We start from the raw sequence: 25,519 nt of genomic DNA, 5'->3' as shown, positions 1-25,519 counted from the left end.
GTACACCGGCCGTGCCCCGTCCGGTGCAGTCACCGAAACACTGAAGGAGTTGTCTGGGCGGCTTCCGGGTCTTGTAGATTCGAACAAATGGCGACGCGGCGAACGCCCGCGGCACGCCGCGCGTTCACCTTCCCCACCCCTGCCCTCCCCGGCACGACGAGAGAGATCGGCGGCGACGAGATGCGGCTGCGCGCACTGCTGGAGACCGATGCGCTGGGCCTGCGAGTGCTCGGCGGACAGGACGAGCTCGACCGGACCGTACGCGGTGTGATGACCACCGACCTGCGGGACCCGAGCCGCTATCTGTCCGGCGGTGAGCTGGTCCTGACCGGTCTTGCCTGGCGGCGTACGCCGGAGGACTCCGAGCCTTTCGTACGGCTCCTCGCGGGCGCCGGGGTCGTGGGCCTGGCGGCCGGTGAGGCCGAGCTCGGCGCGATCCCGGACGACCTGGTCGGGGCGTGCCGGCGGCACCGGCTGCCGCTCTTCGCGGTGAACGAGTCCGTCGCGTTCGCGACGATCACCGAGTACGTGGTGCGCCAGGTCTCCGGCGAGCGCGCCGGGGATCTGGCCGCCGTCGTCGACCGGCACCGCAGGCTGATGACATCGGGCCCGACCGGCGGCGGGCCGGAGGTCGTACTGGATCTTCTCGGGACCGACCTCGACCTGCGGGCCTGGGTGCTCTCGCCCACCGGGCGGCGGATCGCGGGCGCGAGCGAGAAGCTGTCGGTGGCGGCGGGCGCGGCGCTGGCGACGGAGCATCTGGCGGCGACACGCGCCGGACGGCGGGCGCCGCACCGGGTGGCCCTGGACGGGACGACGTACTCGCTGTTCCCCGTACGCCGGCCGGGCCGCGGCGCGGCGACGGCGGGCGGGGTCGGCGCCGACGTACGGGAAGGCGTCCTGTCCGACTGGCTGCTGGCCGTGGAGGCGGACGCCGGTGAGTGGGCGGCGCCCCGGCTGGATCTGCTCCAGGGGGTCACCCAGCTGATCGCGGTCGAGCGGGACCGGCGGGACGCGGCGCGTACGGTACGGCGGCGGCTCGCCCAGGAGATCCTCGAACTCGTCCAGGCGGGCGCCCCGCCCGCCGAGATCTCCGCACGTCTGAGGGTCGCGGCGCCGGTGCTGCTGCCGGGTCAGGGGGCGGCCCCGCACTGGCAGATCGTGGTGGCGCGCGTCGACCGGCAGGAGGGGGGCGACGCGGACGGAGGCGAGGGCACCGGAGCCGCGGAAGGCGCGGAAGGGGCGGTCGGATCGGGGCCCGTCGCCCAGTCGCTGCTGGAGGAGATCCTGGTCGATCCGGCGACAGCGGGCATGGAGTCGGGCGACCGGATCGCGGTGGCGCACACGGGCGGCGAGGCGATCGCACTGCTGCCGATGCCGGCGCCGGCGGCCTCGCGGGGAGAGGACGAGGGCGGCGGGGACGCCACGCCCGCGGACGGCGGCCTCCGCGCGGACGTGCTGCTGGCCTCCGTACGGGAACCACTGGCCGCCGGTCTCGCCGACGACGGCCGGCTGACCCTGGGCGTCAGCGCGTCCGTGCACTCCGCCGAGGGCCTGCGCGGCGCGCTGGAGGAGGCCCGGCACGCCCGCCGGGTGGCCGCGGCGCGTCCCGGCCGCGTGTGCGCCGCCGGACACCACGAACTGGCCTCGCACGTACTGCTGTTGCCGTTCGTCCCGGACGACGTCCGGCGCGCGTTCACCGCGCGGCTGCTCGACCCGCTGTGGGACTACGACCGACGCCATCGCGCCGAACTGGTCCCGACACTCGGGGCGTTCCTCGACTGCGACGGCTCCTGGACGCGCTGCGCGGCCCGGCTGCATCTGCATGTGAACACGCTGCGGTACCGGGTGGGGCGCATCGAGCAGCTGACGGGCCGCGATCTGTCCCGCCTGGAGGACAAGCTCGACTTCTTCCTGGCGCTCCGGATGAGCTGACGGCCGGCTCGGGGCGCGGCGGGCCGAGCCGCGCCGGGAAACGCGTCACCCGGTGCCAGGTTGACCGCTGTCACCCGTGCCGGTCACGGGGAGATCCAACTGCTTGACGCGGACCGGCCCGTGGGCGCCCGGGCGATGAACCGCCCACCGCCCGGCGGCGGGAGTCCGTCGCTGGTCAGCCGGGGTGGGCGCGTCGGCAAGGACCGGTTCGGAGGGGGCTCACCGGCCCTCTGACGGAGCGTCGGATCAGCCCTTGTCGACCCCTTATTGACCAAGGCATTGTGAATTTTTTCACCTGGGCTATTGGCCCGGCGTGCCGATCCGTGCTGAGATGCGGGAGAACTCAACAGCACAATGGCGCGCTCGGGGAGGGCAATGTGGCGGATACCGCCATGTCTGGTTCCGGATCCATCACCGGGGACGACCCACTCCAGACCGCGGTATGGCGGCTGCGCTCGCGCGGCTGTTGGACCGACGCGGCCGCCCTGCTCGCGCCCCATCCGGGCGCCGCGCCTTCTCTCCAGCGGGCGTCACTGCTGGTGGAACGGTGTCTGTTCACCGGCGAGGGCTGGCCGGAGGCCGAGGACGCGCTCCGGCTCGCGGAGGCCACCGCCCGTGAGGACGACGAACGGGGCGGCGCCGCCAGCGAGCGCGGTCATCTCGCGTACGCGGCCACGATCCTCGGCGTGCGCGACCGCGCCGACGAAGCGCGTGCCGCGCTCGGCCGGGCCGCCGCGCTGCTGGCGCCGACGGCGCTCGCCCGGCCGCTGCTCGACTTCCGCCGGGGGCTGATCGCCGAACACCTCTCGGACTCCCCGCAGTCGGCTCTGGCCGCCTACCGGCGCGCCCACGCGGGCGCCACCGCGCACGGGCAGACCCTGCTGCTCTCCTTCACCTGGCGCCATCTGGCCGGACTCGCCCTGCGCGAGGGCGAGTTGGCGGAGGCGCGGCACGGCTTCGGCGAGTCGCTGCGGATCCGTGAGGAGCTCGGCTATCTGGTCGGTACGGCTCCGGCGCTCGCCGCGCTGGCCGACGCCGAACCGGAACCGGAGGCGACGCGCCTGCGCGCGGAGGCGGGACGGCTGTTCCGGCTGCTGGACGGCGTCCCCACCTGGCTGGCGGCCCAGCTCGCGCCGAGCACCGCGGCCTGAGCACGGCAGCCCGGCACACCGCGGCTCTTCACCGCGGTGTGCCGGGACCCGACGTCGCCGCGTGGGGGCCGCCGGCCCCCACGCCCGCCGGGTCCTGGTCGCCCGGCGCCGGACTCTTGCGCGCCTGCGGGCCCGCCCTGCGCAACAGCCGCTCCAGCGGGTGCTCCACCCACTGGTACGCCATCCCCGCGACGGCCAGACTGATCACGATCGCCAGCAGCCAGAAGCCCGCGGTGGTGACCAGGGACTCCGTGCGGCCGTAGCGGGCGAGCAGGGAGCGGATGACGATCTCGTGCACCAGGTACCAGGCGAAGGACCAGTGCCCCAGCCGTACCGCCCAAGTCCCGCCCAGGCCCGTACGGCTGCCCCGCAGGTCCGCCTGGGCCGCCGCGCACACCAGCAGGGCGAAGATCGGCGCGGAGAGCAACTGGGAGGCGCTGTACGGGCTGTACCAGAGGCTGTCGGGGACGGCCCGGTGCCACGGGACGAGCGCCAGATGCCAGAGGACGACAAGGCCGATCGCCGTCGGCAGCCCGACCGGCGAGGTCCGGCCGCGCTTGACGGCCAGTCCGGCGGCCACACCGATCACGAACTGGAGCATGCGCGTCGGCGGGAAGTAGTCGAGCAGCCATACGCGGGTGGCGCCGGTCTCGATCAGCGCACTGGCGAACCACAGGCCCACGAGCGCGACGCTCATCGTCACCATGACCCAGAGGCGGCCCCTGCCCGTCCTCAGCAGCGGCAGCATCATCAGCAGCGGGAAGATCAGATAGAACCAGGCCTCGTCGCTGAGCGACCAGGCCGCCGGGTTCGCGCCCTTCTGGACGACCGTGTCGGGGGACCAGGCGTGCACCATCAGCAGCGTGGCGAGCACGGCCTTGGTGGACACCTCCTTGCCGATGGCGATCCAGACGGCGACGGAGGCCGCCGACGTCACCGCGAGCAGGGGCCAGATGCGGGCGAAGCGCCGCCACAGGAAGACCTTGGCGGGCACGCGCTGGCCGTCGTAGGTCCAGGCGAGCACGAAGCCCGACAGGACGAAGAAGAAGGTGACGCCGCTGCGCCCGTACCAGGTGGCCTGGCTGAGGCCGGGGATCTCGCCGACCTGCCGGGACAGGTGGTAGAGCACCACGAGCAACGCGGCCCAGAACCGCAGACCGGTGAGGGACGGCAGCCGGTCCCGGCCGGACAGACCTGACCGGTCCGCGGTGGTGACTGGCTGACGAGCACTGCTGGCGCGCATGACGTCCCGTGGTGTGGGTGATGGCCGGAAGATGAAGACTGGGTGACGCTACCCGTACACGCGCGCGACTCCAAAGCGGGGGCACGGCGCGCGATCCGGCGACGGCGGGAAGATCCGGAAGGCGGGCCCCTGGTCGAGCGGGCGGTCAGCCCGCGCCGCCCCGGAAGTGCTCCTGTACGAGTGAGCGCACGACCGGCAGATCCCCGGCGATCAGGGCGTCCAGCAGGGCGGAGTGCTCGGCGGCGTCCGCGACGATCGCGGCCCGGATCGTCCTCGGTGCGCCGGCGAGCGGCCACTGGGCGCGGCGGTGCAGTTCGTCGGCGACCAGGACCAGCTGGTGGTTGCCGGAGAGGCGGAGGAGAGCGCCGTGGAAGGCGCGGTCGTGCCCGGAGTAGGCGGCGAGATCGCCGCACGCCGCCGCCGCGACGGTCGCCTCCGCGAGCGGGCGCAGTTCCGCCCAGCGCTCGGCGGCGACGGTACGGGCCAGGCCGAGCATGACCGGGACCTCGATCAGCGCGCGTACCTCGGCCAGCTCGGCGAGGTCGCGGGCGGTGCGCTCGGCGACACGGAAGCCGCGGTTGGGCACGACCTCCACGGCGCCTTCGAGTACGAGCTGCTGCATGGCCTCGCGCACGGGGGTGGCGGAGACTCCGAAGCGCTCGCCGAGCGCGGGACCGGAGTAGACCTGGCCGGGTACCAGCTCGCCGCTGACGAGGGCGGTACGGAGCGCGTCGAGGATCTGGCCGCGTACGGAGTGACGCCGCACGGTGCGGCGCACGCCGGGCTCGGCCGAGGGAGCTGACGCGGGGGGCGGGGAGACGCCGGGGGCGCCCGCGCCGGCGGACGCGGGGCGCCGGCGGTCGCCGTGGCCGGTGCGGGGCGTGGCGTGCGTGTGCTCGCCGCGCGCCTGATCGGGGACCCGCGGGGGGCCGCCGACCTGCGTCCCTCCCGGCGACGAGGCCTGCTCCCGGGGGGCGGAGGGCGTGGCCGCGTCGTCGCGCGCCCTGTTCTGCTCCACGGTGCCTCCTCCTCCCTCCGTCACGTTCGTCCAGCTCATCCCGGGTGCTACGGGGCCCGACCGGCTCCCGTGCGGTGATGAGGGGTCGCACGGCTCCCGGCCCGGCTCGCGCCTCAGGGGTCCCCGGAGCACCATAGGCGGACGGGGGAACAGTTCAAACATTCATCGCGTCGGGTAAGGTAAGCCTCACCTTCAGACGAGCGCGATTCGGTGGTTCCCAGGATGTCTGTGCCCGCTCTGCTGCCCGGTCGGTTCTCCCCGGTCGCCGACGCCTACCGGCGTCTGACCGAGGTGTTCCCGTCCCTGGGCATCGACGAGCTCACCGCCGGCGAACGGCCGACGGCGGACGAGGGCTGGGTCGGCGCCACCGATCTCGCGGCGGGCGGCCCCGCCGTCGACGCCTTCCTCGCCTGGGACGACGCGCAGGTGGTCCGCGACTACGGACAGCGGGCCCGCCCCGACGTCGTCGCGACGTTCGGACTGCACCGTTACGCCTGGCCCGCCTGCCTGTTGATCACCGTGCCGTGGTTCGTGAGCCGCCGGGTGCCCCGGGTGCCGGTGGAGAACGTCGCCTTCCAGCGGACACGGGGCCGGATGGCCGTGCGTGTCGACGAGTTCGCCTGTCTGGCCGGTGACCCCGCCGCCGCCCTGCCGGGCGCCAGGGTCGTACCGGACGAGGAGGCGCTGCGCGCCGAGGTGCGTGACGCGGTGGCCGAGCATCTCGGCCCGGTGCTGGCCGCGTTCGGGCCGCGCATGCGGCGGCGCGACCGCGCCCTGTGGGGCATGGCGACGGACGAGATCGTCGAGGGCCTCTGGTACGTCGCGCATCTGCTGGGCGAGGAGCGGCGCGCGATGGACGAGCTGGAACTGCTGCTGCCCGGGACGACGAAGCCGTACGTCGGCACGGCGGGCTTCCGTGAACTGGTCGGCCCCGGCGGCGAATCGCTGCCCACCCGGAACCGGGCGAGCTGCTGCCTCTTCTACACGCTGCGGCCCGAGGACACGTGCGTGACCTGTCCGCGTACCTGCGACTCCGAGCGCGTCCGCCGGCTGAGCGCGAACAGCAACTGACACTCCCCCGCGGTCCACCGGACCATGCCACTCGTCCAGGTGGCTTGAGGGTGGTCCAGAATCGAACGCAACTCGCCTTGTCCAGGCGTCCGTTCGAGCGGATCGCACCTATTCGCTTCTCCCCGCGCCTCGTTGGCGTTCTCTTGTCCCGAAACCCTCGGAGCCGGGTCGCGGTTCGGCCAATATGGCGCCCGAACCGCCCCACTGCGATGCAAGGGACACCGCATGCGACTGACCGACATACCGCTCAACTGGCTGCTTCCGGGCGTCGTGATGCTCATCGGGGTCCTGGCGGCGACGGCAATGATCGCGCGCGGAAAGCGCGCCGGTGTCAAGACCGTGCCCGAGGACTCCTGGGAACGCAGCGAGGAGCGCCGCCGGCGGAAGGAGGCGATCTACGGGACCGCCTCCTACGTACTGCTCTTCTGCTGCGCCGCCGTGGCCGCCGCGCTCTCCTTCCACGGGCTCGTCGGCTTCGGCCGGCAAAACCTCAACCTCACGGGCGGCTGGGAGTATCTCGTCCCCTTCGGCCTCGACGGGGCGGCGATGTTCTGCTCCGTCCTGGCCGTGCGCGAGGCCAGCCACGGCGACGCGGCTCTCGGCTCGCGTCTGCTGGTGTGGACGTTCGCCGGAGCGGCGGCCTGGTTCAACTGGGTGCACGCGCCGCGCGGTCTGGGACACGCGGGCGCGCCGCAGTTCTTCGCCGGCATGTCGCTCTCGGCCGCCGTGCTCTTCGACCGGGCCCTGAAGCAGACCCGCCGCGCCGCGCTGCGCGAACAGGGCCTGGTGCCGCGTCCGTTGCCGCAGATCCGGATCGTACGGTGGCTGCGGGCGCCCCGTGAGACCTTCGGCGCCTGGTCGCTGATGCTCCTCGAAGGCGTACGCACGCTGGACGAGGCGGTCGACGAGGTGCGCGAGGACCGCAGGCAGAAGGAGCAGAACAAGCACCGGCGGCGCGAGCAGGAGAAGCTGGGCCGGGCCAGGATCAAGGCGCTCAACCGGCAGCACCGGGCCTGGGGGCGCGGTCGTGGCCGCCAGGTGGAGCTGCCGGGGGCGACGCCCGTACCGGCCGTGGGCGGGCCGGTCAGCTCGACCCCCGCGGTGGGTCCGGCCGCGCCGGAGCCCGTCATACCCGAACTCCGCGAACCGGACCAGTCGCCCGTACGCTCACGGCCCTCCCTTCAAGCAGTGAAGGGATCCGAGGGCCGCACCGTTGATCTGACCGCCGAGGACGACACCCAGGCGCTGCCGCGGCTCGACTCGCTGGAGCGCAAGCTCAAGGACCTTGAGCAGCAGTTCGGCTGAGCGCCGCCCCGGGGAACGGCGTCAACGCCGGCCCCGGCACGACGGGTGAACGACTCGCGACCGGCGCGACGGACAACCGTCGCGCCGGTCCGTCGTCCCGGAACGGAACGGACTGCCGGACAAGCGGTCTCAGGCGGCGGACTCGCCGTCCAGCTCGAACCAGACCATCTTGCCCAGCCCCTGCGAGCGCACGCCCCAGGCGTCGGCCAGCCCTTCCACGAGGATCAGCCCCCGCCCGTGCGTCCCGTCGTCCACGTCCGGCTCGTTGGGCGTCGGCGGTGCGTCGACGAAGTCCCGCACCTCCACCCGTAGCCGCGAATCGGCGACGGTGGCCTTGACCACCGCTCCGTGGTCGGTGTGCACCAGTGCGTTCGTGACCAGTTCGCTCGTGAGCAGCTCGGCCACCTCGGCCGATTCACGCTCCCGCCAGTGGCTCAGCAGCTCTCGCAGCGCGTGCCTGACCTCGGGCACCGCCGTGAGATCGGCACCCTCCACTCTGCGGAGCAACTGTTTACGCAGCAGTCGCGCCTGCTCCCCCGTGCCTTTCATGTCCCCCATCCCCCCATGCCGCTACCGCCTGTTCAGGCTTCCTCTCTTGAACGCTCTCCCCGAGATGCATGCCCCACTCACCACCGGCCACGCATGAGGACCGGGACAGTGTCACGGCGAGTGCCCGGCGCCCCTCCTGGGAAGTGAGGGGTTGCGAGATCGGCCGGACCCCTGGAGTCTGCCGTTCCGGAAGGCCGAGCCGTAGAACTGAGGAGCCTTGATGCACGACGACCGCACCCTGGTGGAGGGCCGACTGGAGCGCGCCCTGCGCCAGTTCATCCGCCCAGCGCAGTACGCGGCCAGGACGCCGCTGCTCCTCTCCGTCTGGGAGGTGCCGGGGGAACCGGTGCCCGTGGGGCAGGCTCTGCAGGGCGCGTACACGCCGTTCGAGACGGGTACGCCGTGGGGACCGCCCTGGTCGACGAGTTGGTTCCGGCTGGAGGGAATCGTCCCCGACGCGTACGCGGGGCGGCGCGTGGAGGTCGTGATCGACCCGGGGTTCACCGGCGAGGGTCCGGGCTTCCAGGCCGAGGGGATGGTGTACGACGCGGCCGGGGTGCCCATCAAGGGGGTCCACCCGCGGAACCGGCACGTCCCGGTCGGCGACCCGGCCACGGGCGGGGAGGAGATCCATCTGCTCCTCGAAGCGGCGGCGAACCCGTCGATGCCGGGCGACTTCATGCCCTCGGCCCTCGGGGACGTGACGACCGCCGGTGACAGCCCGCTGTACACGTTCGCCGCCGCCGACATCGCCGTGCTGGACGAGAACGTATGGCATCTGGTGCTGGACATCGAGGTGCTGTCCGAGCTGATGGCGGAGCTGCCCGCCGACCGCTCGCGGCGGCACGAGATCCTGCGCGCCCTGGAGAACATGCTGGACGCCCTCGACCTGCACGACGTGGCGGGCACGGCGGTGGCGGCCCGCGCCGAGCTGGCCGAGGTCCTGTCCCGCCCCGCGTCGCCCAGCGCCCACCGCGTGTCGGCGGCCGGTCACGCGCACATCGACTCGGCGTGGCTGTGGCCGCTGCGCGAGACCGTACGGAAGGCGTCGCGGACGTTCGCCAATGTCACCGCCCTCGCCGAGGAGTACCCGGAGCTGGTCTTCGCCTGTTCGCAGGCCCAGCAGTACGCGTGGGTCAAGGAGCACCAGCCGCACATCTGGGAGCGGATCAAGAAGGCCGTGGCGGACGGCAACTGGTCGCCGGTGGGCTCGATGTGGGTGGAGTCGGACGCCAACATGCCGGGCGGCGAGGCGCTGGCCCGGCAGATCGTGCACGGAACGCGCTTCTTCCGGGAGGAGTTGGGGGTCGAGACGGAGGAGATCTGGCTGCCGGACTCCTTCGGCTACACGGCCGCTTTCCCCCAACTGGCCAAGCTGGCGGGCGTGAAGTGGTTCCTCACCCAGAAGCTGTCGTGGAACCAGACCAACAAGATGCCGCACCACACCTTCTGGTGGGAGGGGATCGACGGCAGTCGTGTCTTCACGCACTTCCCGCCGGTCGACACCTACAACGCGCAGTTCCACGCGTCCGAACTGGCGCACGCCGAGCGGAACTTCGCCGACAAGGGCCGGGCCTCGCGCTCGCTCGTCCCGTTCGGCTGGGGCGACGGCGGCGGCGGTCCCACCCGCGAGATGCTGGAGAAGGCGCGCCGGCTGAAGTCCCTGGAGGGCTCGCCGCGCGTCGACATCGAGAAGCCCGCCGCGTTCTTCGCCGCCGCCGAGGAGGAGTACGGGGAGAAGGCCCCGGTCTGGTCGGGCGAGCTCTATCTGGAGCTGCACCGGGCGACGTACACGACGCAGGCCAAGACCAAGCAGGGCAACCGCCGCAGTGAACACCTGTTGCGGGAGGCCGAGTTGTGGGCGGCGACCGCCGCGCTGCGGACCCCGTCGTACGCGTATCCGTACGAGGATCTCGACCGGCTGTGGAAGACGGTGCTGCTGCACCAGTTCCACGACATCCTGCCGGGCTCGTCCATCGCCTGGGTGCACCGGGAGGCCAGGGACACCTACGCGGCGGTGCGGGAGGAGCTGACGGAGATCACGGCGGCGGCCGTCGCGGCGCTCGGAGGCGGTGGTACGGCGGTGCTCAACACCTCGCCGTACGAGCGGACGGAGATCGTCGAGGCCGACACGGCGGACATCCCCGAGGGGAGCGCGGTGCAGGCGCTGAACGACCATGGGCGGTCGGCCGTCGCGGTGCGGGTGCCCGCGCTGGGGGCGACGGGGCTGGCCGCCGCCGAGCCCGCGGGCGGGACCACGGATGTCACGACACGCTCCGGCGGCTCGGACGTGATCACCCTGGACAACGGGCTGCTGCGGGTCACCGTCGACCGCGACGGCCTGCTCACCTCCGTGCGCGATCTGACGGCGGACCGTGAGGTCCTGGCGCCGGGCAGCCGGGGCAATCTGCTCCAGCTGCATCCGGACCACCCCAACCAGTGGGACGCCTGGGACATCGACCGGCACTACCGCCGCCGGCACACCGACCTCACGAAGGCGGAGTCCGTGCAACTGGTCGAGCAGGGTCCGCTGCGGGCGACGGTCCGGGTGGTCCGTACGTTCGGCTCGTCGTGGATCGTGCAGGAGATCCGGCTCGCGGCGGGCAGCCGGCGCGTGGACGTCGTCACCGAGATCGACTGGCAGGAGTCGGAGAAGGTGCTCAAGGCGGCCTTCCCGCTGGACGTGCAGGCCGAACGGTCCACCGCCGAGATCCAGTTCGGGCATGTGCACCGCGCCACGCACGCCAACACCAGCTGGGACGCGGCCCGGTTCGAGATCTGCGCGCACCGCTGGCTGCGGGTCGCCGAGCCCGGGTACGGCGTGGCGGTGGTCAACGACTCCACGTACGGACACGACGTGACCCGGGCCGCGCACGACGAGGGGGTGGGGACGACCGTACGGCTGACGCTGCTGCGGGCGCCGCACAGCCCCGACCCGGAGACGGATCTGGGCACGCACAAGTTCAGCTACGCACTGGTGCCGGGCGCCGAGGTGACGGACGCGGTCCGGGAGGGCCTGGCGCTGAATCTGCCGCTGCGGGTCGCGGTCGCGCCGCCGACGGCGTCGCTGGTCTCGGTCGATCACCCGGCGATCACGGTGGAGTCGGTGAAGCTCGCCGAGGACCGCAGCGGTGATGTGGTGGTACGGCTCTACGAGTCGGCCGGGAACCGGGCGTCGGCGATGCTGCGGACCGGATTCCCGGTCGTACAGGCGCATGTCACCGACCTGTTGGAGCGTCCGCTCCACGAGGCGGGGACGGGGGCGGGCGGTCTGCGGGTCGCGCTGCGGCCGTTCCAGATCCTGACGCTGCGGTTCACACCCGCGTAAGGGTCCCGGCGGAGGGGTCAGGGCCGGGGCAGGTTGCGCAGGTTGGAGCGCGCCATCTGCACCATGCGGCCCACCCCTCCGTCCAGCACGATCTTGCCGGCGGAGAGCGCGAAGCCCTGCACCATGTCGGCGCTGATCTTCGGTGGGATGGACAGGGCGTTCGGGTCGGTCACGACGTCGACCAGGGCCGGGCCCTTGTGCTTGAAGGCGTCCTTCAACGCGCCCCCGAGCTGTTTGGGCTTCTCGACCCGGACGCCGAACGCCCCCGCGGCGCGGGCCATGGCGGCGAAGTCGGGGTTGTGGTTCGTGGTGCCGTACGACGGCAGACCGGCCACCAGCATCTCCAGCTCGACCATGCCGAGGGACGAGTTGTTGAACAGGACGATCTTCACGGGCAGTTCGTACTGGACAAGGGTGAGGAAGTCGCCCATCAGCATCGTGAAGCCGCCGTCGCCGGACATCGAGACGACCTGGCGCTCCCGGTCCACGAACTGCGCGCCGATCGCCTGCACCATGGCGTTGGCCATCGACCCGTGGCTGAACGAACCGATCACGCGGCGGCGCCCGTTGGGCGTCAGATAGCGGGCGGCCCAGACATTGCACATCCCGGTGTCGACGGTGAACACCGCGTCCTCGTCCGCCACTTCGTCCAGCACGGACGCGACGTACTCGGGGTGGATCGGGACGTGCTTCTCCACCTTGCGGGTGTAGGCCTTGACGACGCCTTCGAGCGCGTCGGCGTGCTTCCTGAGCATCTTGTCGAGGAACCGTCGGTCGTTCTTCACCCGTACCCGTGGCGTCAGACAGCGCAGTGTCTCGCGTACGTCGCCCCAGACCGCGAGGTCCAGCTGCGAGCGGCGGCCGAGCCGCTCGGGGCGGACGTCGACCTGGACGATCTTGACGTCGGTGCCGTCGGGCAGGAAGGCGTTGTACGGGAAGTCGGTGCCGAGCAGGATGAGCAGATCGCACTCGTGGGTGGCCTCGTAGGCGGCGCCGTAACCGAGCAGTCCGCTCATGCCGACGTCGAACTTGTTGTCGTACTGGATCCACTCCTTGCCGCGCAGGGCGTGGCCGATCGGGGACTTGATCCGCTCGGCGAACTCCATGACCTCGGCGTGCGCCCCGGCCGTGCCGCTGCCGCAGAAGAGCGTGACGCGGTCCGCGTCGTCGATCATGTCGACCAGCTTGTCGATCTCCAGGTCGCCGGGGCGCGCCGTCGGCCGGGAGGTGACGAGGGCGTGCTCGATCGCCTTCGTGGGGGCCGGCTGGGAGGCGATGTCGCCGGGCAGGGTCACCACGCTGACACCGCCCCGGCCGACCGCGTACTGGATGGCCGTCTGGACCAGCCGGGGCATCTGCTGGGGGTTGGTGATCATCTCGTTGTAGTGGCTGCACTCGTCGAACAGCCGCTCGGGATGGGTCTCCTGGAAGTAACCGAGACCGATCTCGCTGGTGGGGATGTGCGAGGCGAGCGCGAGAACCGGGGCCATCGAGCGGTGCGCGTCGTACAGGCCGTTGATCAGGTGCAGATTGCCGGGGCCGCAGGAGCCGGCGCAGGCGGCGAGCCTGCCGGTGATCTGGGCCTCGGCGCCCGCCGCGAAGGCCGCCGCCTCCTCGTGCCTGACCTGGACCCAGTCGATGGCCGCGTTGCGCCGGATGGCGTCGACGACGGGGTTGAGGCTGTCGCCGACGACTCCGTACAGCCGCCGCACGCCCGCGCGGGCGAGGATGCCGACGAACTGCTCCGCCACATTCTGCTTGGCCATGGAAGCGTGCCCTTCTGCTGTCCGGGGCCGGGGCGCGTGGTCTCGGCCCGGGGCCCCTCCGGTACCCGCTGTCCATCAACCCACGCCCCGCGCCGTTACGCCTCCCAGACCGCCACGGCCGTACGGTCGTCGGCGTAACCCTTCACCCGCACGCCCACGTCCGCCAGATACGCGGCGAGCCCCGGCGGCTCGCCGGAGGCCCAGCGGGCGGCCAGTTCGTCGCCCAGGCCCGGTTCACCGCGCAGCGGCTCGGCGAGACCGACGCTGGTCAGCAGGAGCGTGTCGCCCGGACGGGCCACGGAGGCGCGGAAGCGGAACGGCTCCGGCGGGGGCGGCACGGGTGCCTCCACGAGCGGACCGGGTGGCTTGGTGATCTCCAGGTCCATCGTGAGGCGGTCGCCCTCGGGGGTCTGTTCGGCCGGGGCGTCGGCGCGCGCGGAGCCGAAGCCGAGGACCGGGGCGCCCGTGATGTCGGCGGGTTCGGGGACCAGCGGCTCCAGGTCCTGCCAGGCGCCGTCCCTGAGCCGGAAGAGCCCGCCGCCTCCGACGCCGAAGAAGACGCGGGTGCGGCAGTCGGGGTCGGCGGAGAGCAGCAGACAGCGCAGGCTCGCGGTGTACTCGTCCGGCTCACGGCCCAACTCGCCCGCGCGGGCCCGTAGTTTGCCGTAGCTGCGGTCGGTGAGCCGGTGCAGACCGGACTTCAGGTCGCCCCGGCGGCCCGCTCTTATGTCCTCGGCGAGCCGGCTGTGGCTGCGGCCCACGGCGCCGCCGATCCAACGGCAGGCGTCCGCGGCGGCCAGGTGCGCGCCCTCGGTGGCGCGGGCGCCGGTGGCCACGGCGACCAGCACGAGGGCGCTCGGGCCGGTGCCGAAGCGGGCGGTGAGCAGGGCGTCTCTCCGGGGCTCGCCCCGATAGCGCGCCGAGTCGCCGCGCATGGAGGCGGCGCGGAGCGTGTACGTGCCGTACCGGGCGCCGTCGAGCACGGTGTCGGCGACGAGTCGCCCGAGGGCGTCGGCCTGGCTCGTGGGCAGCGTGGTGGGCTCGGGGTCGTAGGTGGGCGGGCTGTCGCCGATATGGCCGGGGCGGGCGGCGGGAGCGGGCGGGGGCTCAGGTGTCGGCGCGGACGCGACCGGCGGCGTGGGCTCATGGGCGGCGGCGGTCCGCGGGTCCCGGGGCGGGGCCGGGTCGGCGGCCGGGGCGGGAGGTTTCGGCGCGGGGGCGGCGGGAGCGGGCGTGGGAGCAGGTGCGGGAGGAGCGGCGGCCGGCGGGGGCGCCGGGTCGGCGGCGCCCGGCAGCGGTCTGGCGTCGCTGGGGTTGAAGGCCGGGGGCGGCGGCTCCCACGGTGCCCGTGGCCGGGGCGTCCGGGGCGGCGGCGGTGCGGGGTTCGCTGCCGGGGGCGGCGGCGGGGGCGCGAGGGGGACGTCCGCCATCGTGGGCCGCGGGGGCGAGGGCGCCCGCGTGGGCGGGGGCTCGGGCGCCTGGATCACCGGGTAGGCGCCGCGCGCCTCCCACCAGGCCGCCGGCCGCGAGACGGGACCGCCACCGACGGCCCCCACGTCCTCGTCGTCCTCGTCTCCCGGGTCTTCCTCGTCGTCCACGTCGAGGGCGTCGACTGCCTGCCCGTACCGCCCGCCGAGCGTGTCCGTCGCCGAGTCGAAACGGTCGTCGATCGTGTCGTCCCGCGTCTCGGCGGGACCGGTGTCGGGTGCGGACTCGTCGTACAGCCGGCCCCACCAGTCGTCGCCGGTGGCGGGCCGGTCCCCCTGCTGGCTCATGCTCCTATTGTCGACCGCACGGGGCGTCAGAAAACGGGACAGCACGAAAAATAAGAGGCAGGCGTCGATGACGTCGGGGCCGGGCGGCCCAAGTCCGCCGGGCGGCCCCACCCCCCACGGGAAGGACGCCCGGCGGACGTTCGGCAGGTCGGAGCGCACCAGGTGCGCCGACCAGGATTCGGGGCCGGAAAACGACCGTACGGCGACCGTACGCCGATTCGAATCGTAGCGACTCGTCGGGGTTCGACGGGAACGTCCGGGTAGTCAGCTTATCCGGCATACGAAGGCCGGCCCACCCGCCCGGCACCGGGCATATGCCTGGGGCCTGTTGATCCGGCAATGTCGCCACATTGGCAGAGTGGCGCATGATGCGGGGATGATGTGCGCGGCGGGTTTACGCCGTGGCCGGTATCCGCCACCGGTGGCCGGGTTTGAACGTAACTCCGGGGAGGGGTTCGAGGGGTGCTGGGAGCAATAGGTCTCGACGAGAGACAGGAGTCGGCGTATCGGGCGCTGGTGGCACTGGGCGCCGCCGAGGCCGCCGATCTGGCACACCGGCTCGCGATACCCGAGCAGGACACCGAGCGCGCGCTGCGCAGGCTGGAGCAGCAGGGGCTGGCCGCGCAGTCGTCGGCCCGCACGGGGCGCTGGGTGGCCGCGCCACCCGCGGTGGCGCTGGGCGCGCTGCTCACCCAGCAGCGGCACGAGCTGGAGCGGGCCGAACTGGCGGCCGTGCTGCTCGCGGAGGAGTACCGGGCCGAGTCGGCGGGGCCGGCCGTGCACGATCTGGTCGAGGTGGTGACGGGTGCGAGCGCGGTGGCGCACCGTTTCCACCAGCTCCAGCTGGGGGCGGCGGAGGAGATCCGGGCACTGGTCACCGGCAGGCCGGTGGTGGTGTCGGGGGTGGAGAACGAGTCCGAGGAGCGGGTGGTGACGCGCGGCGTCCGCTACCGCGTGGTGATCGAACGCGAGGTGCTCTCGCTGCCCGACGGGATCACCGAGCTGTCGGCGGCTCTCGGCCGTGACGAGCAGGTACGGGTCGTCGACCGGGTGCCGACGAAGCTGATGATCGCCGACCGGGCCCTGGCGATGGTGCCGCTGACGGCGGGCGACGCGGAGCCCGCGGCCCTGGTCGTGCACGCCAGCGGGCTGCTGGAGTCCCTGTCCGGGCTCTTCGAGGCGGTCTGGCGCGACGCGCTGCCCCTGCGGCTGGTGCCGGGCGCGGACGGGGCCGGCCGGGACGGGGCGACGGTGACGGAGGGCGCGGCCGCCGGGCCGGACGAGACCGATCTGGAGGTGCTCTCGCTGCTGCTCGCGGGGATGACGGACGCGAGCGTCGCCAAACAGCTGGATCTGGGGCTGCGGACCGTACAGCGCCGGGTGAAGGGCCTGATGGAGCTGGCGGGCGTGACGACCCGGCTCCAGCTGGGCTGGCACGCGTACGAGAAGGGCTGGGTGGCGCGCGACCTGCGCGCCTGAGCGGACCCGACCCGGCGGATCGGCCCCGGCCGGGACTGCCCGACAAACGGCACCGCCCGCCCACAGAGCGGGGCACGCGGCGTCAGAGCCGGGCACGTGGCATCCGGCGCGTGCGACCGCGAGGCGGACCCCGTGAATCCGCCGGAGGGGCCCGGCCCACGGGTCCCCGTCCGCGTGCCACTCCCCCCGGGATCCTGCACCCTGGGCAGATGGACGTGTGGCAGCTCGTGCTGGTGGCTCTGGTCATGCTGCTGGGCGTCATCGGCGTGCTGATCCCCGGCGTGCCGGGACCCGCCATCGTCTGGGCCGCCGTGGTCTGGTGGGCGCTGAGCGACACCTCGGGGACCGCGTGGGCGGTACTGATCGGGTCCACGGCGCTGCTGCTGCTCAACCAGGCGCTCAGACCCTTGCTGCCGTCCAGACGCACGCGCGAGACGGGGACCCGGCGGCGCACGCTGCTGGCGGGTGGGCTCGCGGGGATCGTGGGTTTCTTCGTGGTGCCGGTGGTGGGCGCGGTGGTGGGCTTCGTCGGCGGCGTCTACGGGGTTGAGCGCGTACGGCTGGGCAGCCACCGGGACGGCTGGGCGTCGACGCGCACGGTGATGCGGAGCGCGGGCTACCCGGTGCTGGTCGAGCTGTTCTGCTGTCTGCTCGTGATGGGCACATGGCTCGGCGCGACGGTCTGGGGCTGAACGTACGACGTCACCCCGCCGCGCCATGGTGTCGCCGCGGGGTGACCGCCATCCACCCTTCTACACATCGGATCTCTCCCACCGTGTTGACGCACCTCAGCCCCACCTCTACCTTCCGTCAGTGAATAGCTCGGATGAATCAATGCGTCAGTGGAGTCCGAGCGGTCAAAACTGCCGGGAGGCGCCATGGCAACGACCCCGTCGCGAAGAGACGTACTCGCCGGTGGCACCGCGATCGGCGGCGCGCTCGTCGCCGGGGGCGTGGCCGCCGTCCCCGCCCAGGCGGCGGGCGCGTCCCTGACGGCGGCACCCGCGCCACCGGCCGCCGCCGTCGAACCGCGCGCGGCGCAGGACAGCTGGCGCCGGGTCCTCGACGACGCCGACCCGGTCTGGCGGAAGCTGCCCACGACCTGGTTCGAGGGACCGTTCATCGGCAACGGCTTCCTCGGCTCCGGCATCTACGCCGAGCCGGGCGGGAACGCGGTCCGTTTCACTGTGCAGCACTCCGAGGTGCAGGACCACCGGCCGGAGTTCGGTTCGCTCTTCGGTCTCGCCCGGCTGCCGGTCGGGCACTTCACCCTGGAGCCCGTCGGCACGATCGCCGGGGTCGACTGGCGGCTGCGGCTCCGCGACGCCGAGCTGACCGGCACGCTCACCACCGACCGGGGCACGCTGCGGCTGCGCGCGTTCGTCCACGCCTCGACGTCCGTCCTGGCGGTCGAGGTCACCCCGAGCCGGGGCGAGCGGGACTTCCGCTGGGTCTTCCACCCCGCGGAGTCGATCAGCCCGCGGGCCGCGCATAAACCGGTACCCGAGGGGTACGAGGCCAATCCGCCCGCCGTGATCGAGGACCACGGCGACGCGCTCGGTCAACTGACAGCCGCCGTACAGCCGTTGCTCGCGGGCGGCCAGCACGTCACCGCCTGGCGCGACCGTGAACGCCGCGGCGGCCGCACCCTGTACGTGGCGGTGGCCCACTCCCACCCGCGCACGACCGCTCGCGACCAGGCGCTGCGTACGGTGCGGGGCGCCGCGCTCGCGCCGTACGACCTCTTCGTCCTGCCGCACCGCGTGTGGTGGCAGCGCTACTACCGCAAGAGCTTCCTCTCGCTGCCCGACGCGCGGCTCCAGGGCTTCTACTGGATCCAGCTCTACAAGATCGCCTCCGCCGCCCGCAAGGACGCGCCCGTGATGGCGACGTGCGGGCCCTGGCTGGAGAGCACGCCCTGGCCGGCCACCTGGTGGAATCTCAACGTGCAGTTGGAGTACTGGCTGATCCACGGCTCCAACCATCTCGAACTCGACGCCGTCACAAGGGCGTTGGGCGAGTTCCGGGACCGGCTCACGGCGGAGGTCCCGGCGCCGTACCGGAGCGACTCGGCCGCCGTCCCGCGCACCACCGACGCCGGTCTGGTCAACGGCGGTGCGACCCCGCCCGATCAGGGCTTCGGCGTCGGCATCCCCGGCCAGGAGCCGCCGACGCCCGAGGTCGGCAATCTCACCTGGGCGCTGCACAACGTCTGGCTCAGCTACCGGCACACGATGGACGAGTCGATCCTGCGCGACGTCCTGTTCCCGCTGCTGCGCAGGGCCGTCAACTACTACCTGCACTTCCTGACCCCCGGACCGGACGGCAAACTGCATCTGCCGGCGACGTCGTCGCCCGAGTACGGGGTCAACTCGACCGACTGCAACTACGACCTGATGCTGCTGCGCTGGGGCTGCCGGACGCTGCTCGACTCCGCCGAAATCCTCGGCGTCGACGACCCGTTGGCGCCGCGCTGGCAGGAGGTCCTGGCCAGGCTCGTGCCGTATCCGACGGACGGCAACGGCTTCATGATCGGCGCGCAGGTGCCGTTCGCCAAGTCGCACCGGCACTACTCGCATCTGCTCGCGGTCTATCCGCTGTACGAGATCACCGGCCGCACGCCCGAGGAGCGCGCGCTGATCGAGACGTCTCTCGCGCACTGGATCAGCTTCGAGGGCGCCCTCCAGGGCTACACCTTCACCGGAGCCGCCTCGATGTCGGCGCTGCTCGGCAAGGGCGAGGACGCGCTGGGGCATCTGGGAGAGCTGATGGACCGTTTCATCCAGCCCAACACGATGTACAAGGAATCGGGCCCGGTCATCGAGACCCCCCTGTCGGCCGCCCAGTCGATGCACGACATGCTCTGCCAGTCGTGGGGCGGTGTGGTGCGGGTCTTCCCTGCGGTACCCGCCGAGTGGCGTGAACTGGTGCTGCACGACTTCCGTACGCAGGGCGCCTTCCTGCTGAGCGCGGTCCGCGAGGCGGGCCGCACCCGCTGGGTGAGGATCACCAGCGAGGCGGGCGCGCCGTGCGTCGTACAGCACGGGGTCGAGGGCCCGGTCGATGTGCGTGACCGGTGGGGCAGGCCGATCGCGTACGAGGAGGCCCCCGGCGGGGCCCTGCGGATTCCGCTGCGCAAGGGGGACGCGGCGCTGATCACCGCTGCCGGTGACCGGCCCTCCCTCCGCGTCCGGCCGGTCGAACCGAACGCTCCGGCGGCTCGGTGGGGTCTGCCCTCCTGAGCCGCCGGTCCGTTCGTCCGCGTGTGTGCCGAGTTCGCCGACGTACCGTCAGCAGATCGGCACGCCCGGGAGCTGGGCCGCAGGGTGGTCGATGTAGATGTTGGAGATGAAGCCGCCCTGGTCGCGCAGCTTGCTCCACCAGTTGTTGCTGTACCCCTCGGCGTTCACGGTGTCGCCCTGCTTCTGGCAGACGACGTGGACGCTGGTGGGGCCGGGCAGCCGGGTGACGACTGCCGCGTTCAGCCGGGCGTCGGCGCGGACGCTGACGCCGGTGCCCCAGGTCATGAAGGGGGTGCCGCCGCCTCCGCCGCAGCCGTTGTCGCTGGTCAGGAAGGACTGGTTGTAGCTGCCGGGGTAGGGGAGGCCGCCGCCGTTGATGACGATGTTCTGGCCGACGCCGTTGAGCAGCTGCTCGTAGTGCAGGTGGGGGCCGGAGGAGTTGCCGCTGGACCCGGTGGTGCCGATCTGCTGGCCCTGGTTGACGAACTGTCCGCTGGCCACCGAGTAGGAGCCCAGGTGGAAGTAGTACGTCTTCCAGCCGCCGCCGTGGTCGATGGAGATGTAGTTGCCGGCGCCGCTCGGCTGGCTGTGCCGGGTCGCGGTGCCGGCGGCCGACGCGAGGGCCGGGGTGCCGTTGGTGGTGCCGCCGTCGGCGCGTACGAAGTCGAGCGCGCGGCGGACCTCGGCAGAGTGGTGGCTGTAGGTCCACCGCTGGCCGCACGGGTAGGGGGCCTTGAAGTTGGGGGCCGCGGCCACGGCGGCCGTGTCGGAGGCGCCCGCTTCGGCCGCTTCGGCCGCTCCAGCGGGTACCGTCAGCATCCCGACAAGTATGAGGAGCATACCGGCGAATGTGGTCGATAGACGTCTGAGACGGGTCACGAACGCTCCCGGGTGTGGGGGTTGCAGCCGGTCGGGCGGCGAGCCACGACCGCTGCGAGACCCGGCAAAAGTAGCGACGGCCGCCCTGGGTCACAACGACTGGACGGCGCCTTTCGTCGGAGATGAAATGTCTTGCTCCTGACAAGTCGGCACTCCACCATTGCGGAGTTGACAGTTCCTCACCCGCCTTGCCCCCACTAGTGCGCGCTGGTCCAGAACCCGCGCACGACAGAGCGGAGAGAAGACCGATGACCTTGATGACAGGCTGGAAGCGCGGCCGGGCCGCACTCCTCGGCACCGTGGTCGCCGCGTCGCTGGCCCTCACCGGCCAGCCGGCGGGGGCCGCGCCGTACCCCGGCGACGGAGCCGGCCCGGACACCGGCGCCGGCGTGATGAACACGGCGTTCTCGAAGGCCGCCGCCGAGTACGACGTACCCCGTGATCTGCTCATCGCCGTCGGATACGGCGAGACGCACCTCGACGGTCACGGCGGCAGACCCAGTCAGGCCAACGGCTACGGCGTGATGCACCTGGTCAGCCAGCCGGAGCACAAGACCCTGGAGCGGGCCGCGAAGCTCACCGGCGAGTCGGTGGCCGAGTTGAAGAAGGACACCGCCACCAACATCCGCGGCGCCGCGGCGGTCCTGCGCGCCGTCGCCGACGAACAGGGCCTGGACGCCACCGACCGCGATTCGCTCGCCGAGTGGTACCCGGTCGCCGCCGAGTACGGCGCCGCGACGAACGACCGGACCGCGCGGCTGTACGCGGACACCGCGTACGACCTGCTGAACAAGGGGCTGCGCGCACAGGCCGCCGGCAACGAGCAGATCCTCCTCAAGGCCCGCAAGGTGACGCCGGACCGCGGCAGGTACGCGAGCATCGCCTCCGACCTCGGTGTGCTGAGCGACGACTACCCGGCGGCCCTCTGGGTCCCGGCGAGCACGTCCAACTACCAGACCGGCCGTACGGCGGCGATCAACAAGGTGGTCGTCCACGTCACACAGGGGTCGTACGCCGGCACCATCAGCTGGTTCCAGAACCCGTCCTCCAAGGTCAGCGCGCACTACGTGGTCCGCTCCTCGGACGGCCAGGTCACCCAGATGGTCCGCGACGCCAACACCGCCTGGCACGCGCGGTCGGGCAACCCGAGCTCCATCGGGATCGAGCACGAGGGCTTCGTCGCCGACCCGTCCTGGTTCACCGACTCGATGTACCGCTCGTCGGCCGCGCTGACCCGTCACCTCACGGCGAAGTACGGCATCCCGCGCACCCGCACGGGCGTCGTCGGGCACAGCGAGGTACCGGGCAACGACCACAGCGACCCCGGGGCTAACTGGAACTGGACCTACTACATGTCGCTGGTCAACGGCGGCACCGGTGACCCGGGCCCCGGCCCCGGCACCTCGTTCCCCACGTGGGGCACCGGCGTGAGCATCCGTCAGGAGGCGACGACCACCTCGGCGCAGGTCGCCAGCCTGGCGGGGCCGACATCGGTCAGGGTCCAGTGCCAGAAGCGCGGACAGCTGGTCAACTACCAGGGCTACAGCAACGACGCCTGGTCCTATCTGCCGGACTACGGCGGCTACATCTCGAACATCTTCATCGATGTCTCGGACTCGTGGCTGCCGGGCGTGCCCACCTGCTGACCGGGCGGCGCACCACGTAAAGGCGCACCACGTAACACGCGCCGGGGACCACCGCCGGCGCAGCACCGTTGACGCGACATCGTTCACGCAGCACCGCTGATGCACCACCGCCCCTCAGGGCGCAGGGCCGTCCAGCAAGGCCTTGCCCAGCTGGGTGCGGTGGTGCATCATCCGGTTTCCGTGCCGGCGCGAGGTCAGCAGACCCGCCTCCCGGAGCACGGAGGCGTGACGGCTCGCCGTGGAGGGCGCCATCCGTAAAGCCCCCGCCAGGCCCGTCGTCGTCATCGGCCGGTCGAGCAGTTCGAGCAGCCTGGCGCGCGAGGTGCCGATCAGCTGGGCCACCGGCGGGGTCGCCTCGCCCAGCCGGGAGCGCACCAGCCAGCCGGGGGCCGGGGAGAGCGGGTGGACCAGCACCGGGGGAAGCTCGTCGTCGACCAGGGCCAGTGGCGTACCGACGCAGAAGAAACCCGGCACCAGGGTCAGCGTCTGCCCGGACAGCTGGAGTTCGCGGCTGACCGGATACGGCGTGCGCAGGATCCCCTCCTCGCAGCGCCAGCCGGGCATCTCCTCGTAACTGGCCAGCAGCCCCTCCGCTCCCCCGCCCAGCGCGGCCTCCGCGCGGCGGGAACGGTCGGCCGCGGCCTGGGCCCGGATCGCGGGCAGATACGGCGCCACGGCGACGGAGTAGTAACGCCGCAGCGTCGAGCCGAGCCAGCGCAGGGCCTCCACGTCCCCCTCGGCGAGCCGCCGTACGGTGGCCGGGACCGGCCCGGATCTGCGCGCGTAGAGTCGCGCGAGATCGGCGACCAGTCGGCGGCGGGGAGTTGACAGCAGCCGGTCCACACCGATGTCCAGGTCCAGCTCGCCCCGGCCGGGGGTGAGGAAGTCGGGGAAGTACGCGGCCGAGGGGCAGAGCACCATCAACTCCCTTACGGCCGAGGCGAGTCCGGCGCGTTCCAGGGCGGTGCGGACCTCGCGCCGCCAGGGCGCGAAGGCGGGCGGTACGTGCTGGTTCTGGAGCAGGTGCAGGCTGAGCGCGGCCTCCCACAGAGCGTCCGCTCCGTCCGCCACGCGCAGCCGGTTGAGCTCCCGTCCACGGAGATCGACTCGCAGCACTCTGGACTCCCCCGGAAAGCCTGTGCGGTCAGGGCCCGGATTCTAGCGGGGCGGAGTTACCGGCGTGTGAGGCTGGAGGCATGACCGAATTCAGCGAGGCCGAGCGCCTCTATCTCTCCTCCCAGCGGCTGGGCCGGCTGGCCACCGTCGACCCGAAGGGCCAGCCGCAGGCCAACCCGGTGGGTTTCTTCCCGCAGGCGGACGGCACGATCCTGGTCGGCGGTTACGCGCTGGGCACCACCAAGAAGTGGCGGAACCTCCGGGCCAACCCCCTGGTGGCACTGGTGGTGGACGACATCGTGAGCCTCAAGCCCTGGAAGGTGCGGGGCGTGGACATCCGGGGTGAGGCCGAACTGCTCACCGGGCCCCACGAGTTGGGGCCGCATTTCAGCGAGGAGCTGATCCGGATCCATCCGCGGAAGATTCACAGCTGGGGGCTGGACGAAACGGCCTGACCGGCCCGGACCTTCAGATGCCAGGCCGCGTAGGAACGCCACGGCCGCCACGCCGCCCGGCCCGGACCGCCGTCCGGTGCCGGCGGTGCCACGTCCGGATCGCCCAGGCCGCGCATCCGGACGAGGGCAGCCGTGCGGGCCGTCACTCCGGGCACGGTGAGCAGTGCCCGCTCGGCCTCGTCGCGGCTCGCTCCGGCGTCGAGCCGTACGGTGCCCGCGGCGAGCGCGGTGGCGAGCGGGCCGGCCACGGCGTCGTCCACCAGGGCGGCGGGCGCGGGGAAGAGCCGGGTGAGTCCGCCGCAGGGGCGCTCGACCGTCTCCCCGTACGCGGCGACGAGCCGCCGCGCCTCGGCGGGACCGACGTGGACACGCAGCGCGTACTCCTCGGGGTCGGCGGTGCCCGGCGCCCGCAGTCCGGGGCGGGCGGCGACGAGCGGCGCGAGGAGGGGGTCGGCGGCGAGGCGTTCGTCCACGGCGTACGGATCGGCGTCGAGGTCGAGGAGCCGGCGGAGCCGCCCAACGGCGGTGGTGAGATCGCGCAGGTCGGTGAGGTGGATCCGGGCCTCCAGCCAGCCGGAGCGGGCGCCCGCGGCGGCGCCCGTCGCCGGGAGGGATTCGTCGACCGAGACGACTCCGGGGCCGTGCGGCAGGCGGAGCGTACGCCGGTAGGCGCGGGCGCCGGGCTCGCCGATGACCTCCTCGACGGAGGGGACGGCCTCGTCGGCGAGCAGGTCGAACATCTCGCGGGCCGCGTAGGCGCCGCGGTAGGCGAGCCGCAGGGGGATACCGGCGAGGGAGGGCGCGGTGGGGAGGCGTTCACCGGTGGTACTCGTGCGGCTGGTGCCGCTCCTGTTCCTCCCGCCGTTCATGCCCCTTCTGCCGCTCGTGCCGCTTCTGCCGCTCATGCCGCTCATGCCGTTGCCGGACTCGGCGCGCAGGCCGCTCGGGGTACGGGCGTAGATCTGCCGGATCGTGTCGTTGAACTGCCGCACGCTCGCGAATCCGGCTGCGAAGGCGATCTCCGTGACCGGCAGGACAGTGGTCTGGAGCAGCGTCCTGGCGGTGTGGGCGCGCTGCGCGCGGGCGAGGGCGACGGGCCCGGCGCCCAGTTCGGCGGCCAGCTGGCGCTGGACCTGCCGGGCGCTGTAGCCGAGCCGCCCGGCCAGTCCGGGGACACCCTCGCGGTCCACGACCCCGTCGCCGATCATCCGCATGGCACGGCCGACGACATCGGCGCGTACGTTCCACTCCGCCGACCCGGGCACGGCGTCGGGCCTGCACCGGCGGCAGGCGCGGAAGCCGCTGCCCTGGGCAGCGGCGGCGGTGGGGTAGAAGCGGACGTTCTTCCGCTTCGGGGTGACCGCCGGACAGCTCGGCCGGCAGTAGATGCCGGTGGTCTCGACGGCGAAGAAGAACGCGCCGTCGAAGCGCGCGTCGCGGCTGGCCACCGCCTCGTACCTGGTCTCTTCGTCCATCACACCGTCCAGTGTGCGTCGCGTCCGGCGGCTCCACTCGCGGTATTCGGACATGGAACTGGGGCAGGGCCGGGGGCCGGACTCCC

Annotated in this window: 18 protein-coding genes; 10 read left to right on the top strand and 8 right to left on the bottom strand. The window is 72.6% G+C overall.

Going from position 1 to position 25,519, the window contains the following annotated elements:
• Positions 1–180 precede the first annotated feature (180 nt).
• Together IEY79_RS08290 and IEY79_RS08285 are read left to right on the top strand one after the other, a co-directional pair.
• Complete coding sequence (locus IEY79_RS08290; RefSeq protein WP_189106806.1) at positions 181–1,935, top strand: PucR family transcriptional regulator; 1,755 nt, start codon at positions 181–183, stop codon at positions 1,933–1,935.
• 392 nt (positions 1,936–2,327) lie between these two features.
• A complete protein-coding gene (locus tag IEY79_RS08285) occupies positions 2,328–3,086 on the top strand; it encodes a hypothetical protein (protein ID WP_189106681.1) in 759 nt (252 codons plus the stop codon).
• A gap of 28 nt (positions 3,087–3,114) precedes the next feature.
• On the opposite strand, the gene IEY79_RS08280 is transcribed toward IEY79_RS08285, so the two are convergent.
• Together IEY79_RS08280 and IEY79_RS08275 are read right to left on the bottom strand one after the other, a co-directional pair.
• Positions 3,115–4,329 (bottom strand): acyltransferase family protein, encoded by a 1,215-nt coding sequence (locus IEY79_RS08280; protein WP_189106680.1) that lies wholly within the window; start codon positions 4,327–4,329, stop codon positions 3,115–3,117.
• A 145-nt stretch (positions 4,330–4,474) separates the two neighbouring features.
• Positions 4,475–5,347: a GntR family transcriptional regulator gene (locus tag IEY79_RS08275; RefSeq protein ID WP_229700743.1), complete on the bottom strand. Its 873-nt coding sequence runs from the start codon at positions 5,345–5,347 to the stop codon at positions 4,475–4,477.
• A gap of 222 nt (positions 5,348–5,569) precedes the next feature.
• Between IEY79_RS08275 and IEY79_RS08270 the strand changes: the two genes are divergently transcribed.
• Positions 5,570–6,418, top strand: a complete 849-nt coding sequence (locus IEY79_RS08270) for a (2Fe-2S)-binding protein (RefSeq protein ID WP_189106678.1) — start codon at positions 5,570–5,572, stop codon at positions 6,416–6,418.
• A gap of 225 nt (positions 6,419–6,643) precedes the next feature.
• Positions 6,644–7,723 (top strand): DUF2637 domain-containing protein, encoded by a 1,080-nt coding sequence (locus IEY79_RS08265; protein WP_189106677.1) that lies wholly within the window; start codon positions 6,644–6,646, stop codon positions 7,721–7,723.
• A gap of 129 nt (positions 7,724–7,852) precedes the next feature.
• Here the strand turns inward: IEY79_RS08265 and IEY79_RS08260 are convergent, their stop codons facing one another.
• Entirely contained in the window at positions 7,853–8,272 is a 420-nt protein-coding gene (locus tag IEY79_RS08260) for an ATP-binding protein (RefSeq protein ID WP_373292494.1), read from the bottom strand.
• A gap of 220 nt (positions 8,273–8,492) precedes the next feature.
• Here IEY79_RS08260 and IEY79_RS08255 point away from each other — a divergent pair, with 220 nt between their 5' ends.
• Positions 8,493–11,600, top strand: coding sequence for an alpha-mannosidase (locus IEY79_RS08255; RefSeq protein ID WP_189106675.1), 3,108 nt, complete (start codon positions 8,493–8,495; stop codon positions 11,598–11,600).
• 17 nt (positions 11,601–11,617) lie between these two features.
• Here the strand turns inward: IEY79_RS08255 and IEY79_RS08250 are convergent, their stop codons facing one another.
• Entirely contained in the window at positions 11,618–13,366 is a 1,749-nt protein-coding gene (locus tag IEY79_RS08250) for a pyruvate dehydrogenase (RefSeq protein WP_189106674.1), read from the bottom strand.
• Positions 13,367–13,461: 95 nt separating this feature from the next.
• On the bottom strand, positions 13,462–15,141 hold the full coding sequence (locus IEY79_RS08245; RefSeq protein ID WP_189106673.1) for a protein phosphatase 2C domain-containing protein: 1,680 nt from the start codon (positions 15,139–15,141) through the stop codon (positions 13,462–13,464).
• A 462-nt stretch (positions 15,142–15,603) separates the two neighbouring features.
• On the opposite strand from IEY79_RS08245, the gene IEY79_RS08240 reads away from it, so the two are divergent.
• From IEY79_RS08240 to IEY79_RS08230, 3 genes are all read left to right on the top strand, one after another.
• Positions 15,604–16,620, top strand: coding sequence for a helix-turn-helix domain-containing protein (locus IEY79_RS08240; RefSeq protein ID WP_189106672.1), 1,017 nt, complete (start codon positions 15,604–15,606; stop codon positions 16,618–16,620).
• 209 nt (positions 16,621–16,829) lie between these two features.
• Complete coding sequence (locus tag IEY79_RS08235; RefSeq protein WP_189106671.1) at positions 16,830–17,312, top strand: DUF456 domain-containing protein; 483 nt, start codon at positions 16,830–16,832, stop codon at positions 17,310–17,312.
• Between the two features lie 186 nt (positions 17,313–17,498).
• Complete coding sequence (locus tag IEY79_RS08230; RefSeq protein ID WP_189106670.1) at positions 17,499–19,862, top strand: glycosyl hydrolase family 95 catalytic domain-containing protein; 2,364 nt, start codon at positions 17,499–17,501, stop codon at positions 19,860–19,862.
• Between the two features lie 48 nt (positions 19,863–19,910).
• Here the strand turns inward: IEY79_RS08230 and IEY79_RS08225 are convergent, their stop codons facing one another.
• Positions 19,911–20,741 carry a M23 family metallopeptidase gene (locus tag IEY79_RS08225; RefSeq protein WP_373292493.1) on the bottom strand — a complete coding sequence of 277 codons (831 nt, stop codon included), beginning with the start codon at positions 20,739–20,741 and terminating at the stop codon, positions 19,911–19,913.
• 248 nt (positions 20,742–20,989) lie between these two features.
• On the opposite strand from IEY79_RS08225, the gene IEY79_RS08220 reads away from it, so the two are divergent.
• Positions 20,990–22,387 (top strand): N-acetylmuramoyl-L-alanine amidase, encoded by a 1,398-nt coding sequence (locus tag IEY79_RS08220; protein ID WP_229700741.1) that lies wholly within the window; start codon positions 20,990–20,992, stop codon positions 22,385–22,387.
• A gap of 114 nt (positions 22,388–22,501) precedes the next feature.
• Here the strand turns inward: IEY79_RS08220 and IEY79_RS08215 are convergent, their stop codons facing one another.
• Positions 22,502–23,503, bottom strand: coding sequence for an ArsR/SmtB family transcription factor (locus tag IEY79_RS08215; RefSeq protein WP_189106668.1), 1,002 nt, complete (start codon positions 23,501–23,503; stop codon positions 22,502–22,504).
• An 80-nt stretch (positions 23,504–23,583) separates the two neighbouring features.
• Between IEY79_RS08215 and IEY79_RS08210 the strand changes: the two genes are divergently transcribed.
• Complete coding sequence (locus IEY79_RS08210; protein ID WP_189106667.1) at positions 23,584–23,958, top strand: PPOX class F420-dependent oxidoreductase; 375 nt, start codon at positions 23,584–23,586, stop codon at positions 23,956–23,958.
• On the opposite strand, the gene IEY79_RS08205 is transcribed toward IEY79_RS08210, so the two are convergent.
• The gene (locus IEY79_RS08205) at positions 23,928–25,433 is read right to left on the bottom strand and encodes a bifunctional transcriptional activator/DNA repair enzyme AdaA (protein ID WP_189106804.1); all 1,506 of its coding nucleotides are present in this window, start codon (positions 25,431–25,433) and stop codon (positions 23,928–23,930) included. The two genes, IEY79_RS08210 and IEY79_RS08205, sit on opposite strands and share 31 nt — an antisense overlap.
• Positions 25,434–25,519 lie beyond the last annotated feature (86 nt).

Source organism: Streptomyces camponoticapitis, assembly GCF_014646115.1.
Lineage (GTDB): Bacteria > Actinomycetota > Actinomycetes > Streptomycetales > Streptomycetaceae > Streptomyces > Streptomyces camponoticapitis.
The sequence above is the reverse complement of the archived record's forward strand: the minus strand, read 5'-3'. Positions and strand labels throughout refer to the sequence as shown.

What these genes read in the sequence shown, in the direction of transcription:
- IEY79_RS08280 (WP_189106680.1), bottom strand. Translation starts at nt 4,329, where the DNA reads ATGCGCGCCAGCAGTGCTCGTCAGCCAGTCACCACCGCGGACCGGTCA.
- IEY79_RS08260 (WP_373292494.1), bottom strand. Translation starts at nt 8,272, where the DNA reads ATGAAAGGCACGGGGGAGCAGGCGCGACTGCTGCGTAAACAGTTGCTC.
- IEY79_RS08255 (WP_189106675.1), top strand. Translation starts at nt 8,493, where the DNA reads ATGCACGACGACCGCACCCTGGTGGAGGGCCGACTGGAGCGCGCCCTG.
- IEY79_RS08285 (WP_189106681.1), top strand. Translation starts at nt 2,328, where the DNA reads ATGTCTGGTTCCGGATCCATCACCGGGGACGACCCACTCCAGACCGCG.
- IEY79_RS08235 (WP_189106671.1), top strand. Translation starts at nt 16,830, where the DNA reads ATGGACGTGTGGCAGCTCGTGCTGGTGGCTCTGGTCATGCTGCTGGGC.
- IEY79_RS08270 (WP_189106678.1), top strand. Translation starts at nt 5,570, where the DNA reads ATGTCTGTGCCCGCTCTGCTGCCCGGTCGGTTCTCCCCGGTCGCCGAC.
- IEY79_RS08250 (WP_189106674.1), bottom strand. Translation starts at nt 13,366, where the DNA reads ATGGCCAAGCAGAATGTGGCGGAGCAGTTCGTCGGCATCCTCGCCCGC.
- IEY79_RS08265 (WP_189106677.1), top strand. Translation starts at nt 6,644, where the DNA reads ATGCGACTGACCGACATACCGCTCAACTGGCTGCTTCCGGGCGTCGTG.
- IEY79_RS08245 (WP_189106673.1), bottom strand. Translation starts at nt 15,141, where the DNA reads ATGAGCCAGCAGGGGGACCGGCCCGCCACCGGCGACGACTGGTGGGGC.
- IEY79_RS08220 (WP_229700741.1), top strand. Translation starts at nt 20,990, where the DNA reads ATGACCTTGATGACAGGCTGGAAGCGCGGCCGGGCCGCACTCCTCGGC.
- IEY79_RS08205 (WP_189106804.1), bottom strand. Translation starts at nt 25,433, where the DNA reads ATGGACGAAGAGACCAGGTACGAGGCGGTGGCCAGCCGCGACGCGCGC.
- IEY79_RS08210 (WP_189106667.1), top strand. Translation starts at nt 23,584, where the DNA reads ATGACCGAATTCAGCGAGGCCGAGCGCCTCTATCTCTCCTCCCAGCGG.
- IEY79_RS08230 (WP_189106670.1), top strand. Translation starts at nt 17,499, where the DNA reads ATGGCAACGACCCCGTCGCGAAGAGACGTACTCGCCGGTGGCACCGCG.
- IEY79_RS08290 (WP_189106806.1), top strand. Translation starts at nt 181, where the DNA reads ATGCGGCTGCGCGCACTGCTGGAGACCGATGCGCTGGGCCTGCGAGTG.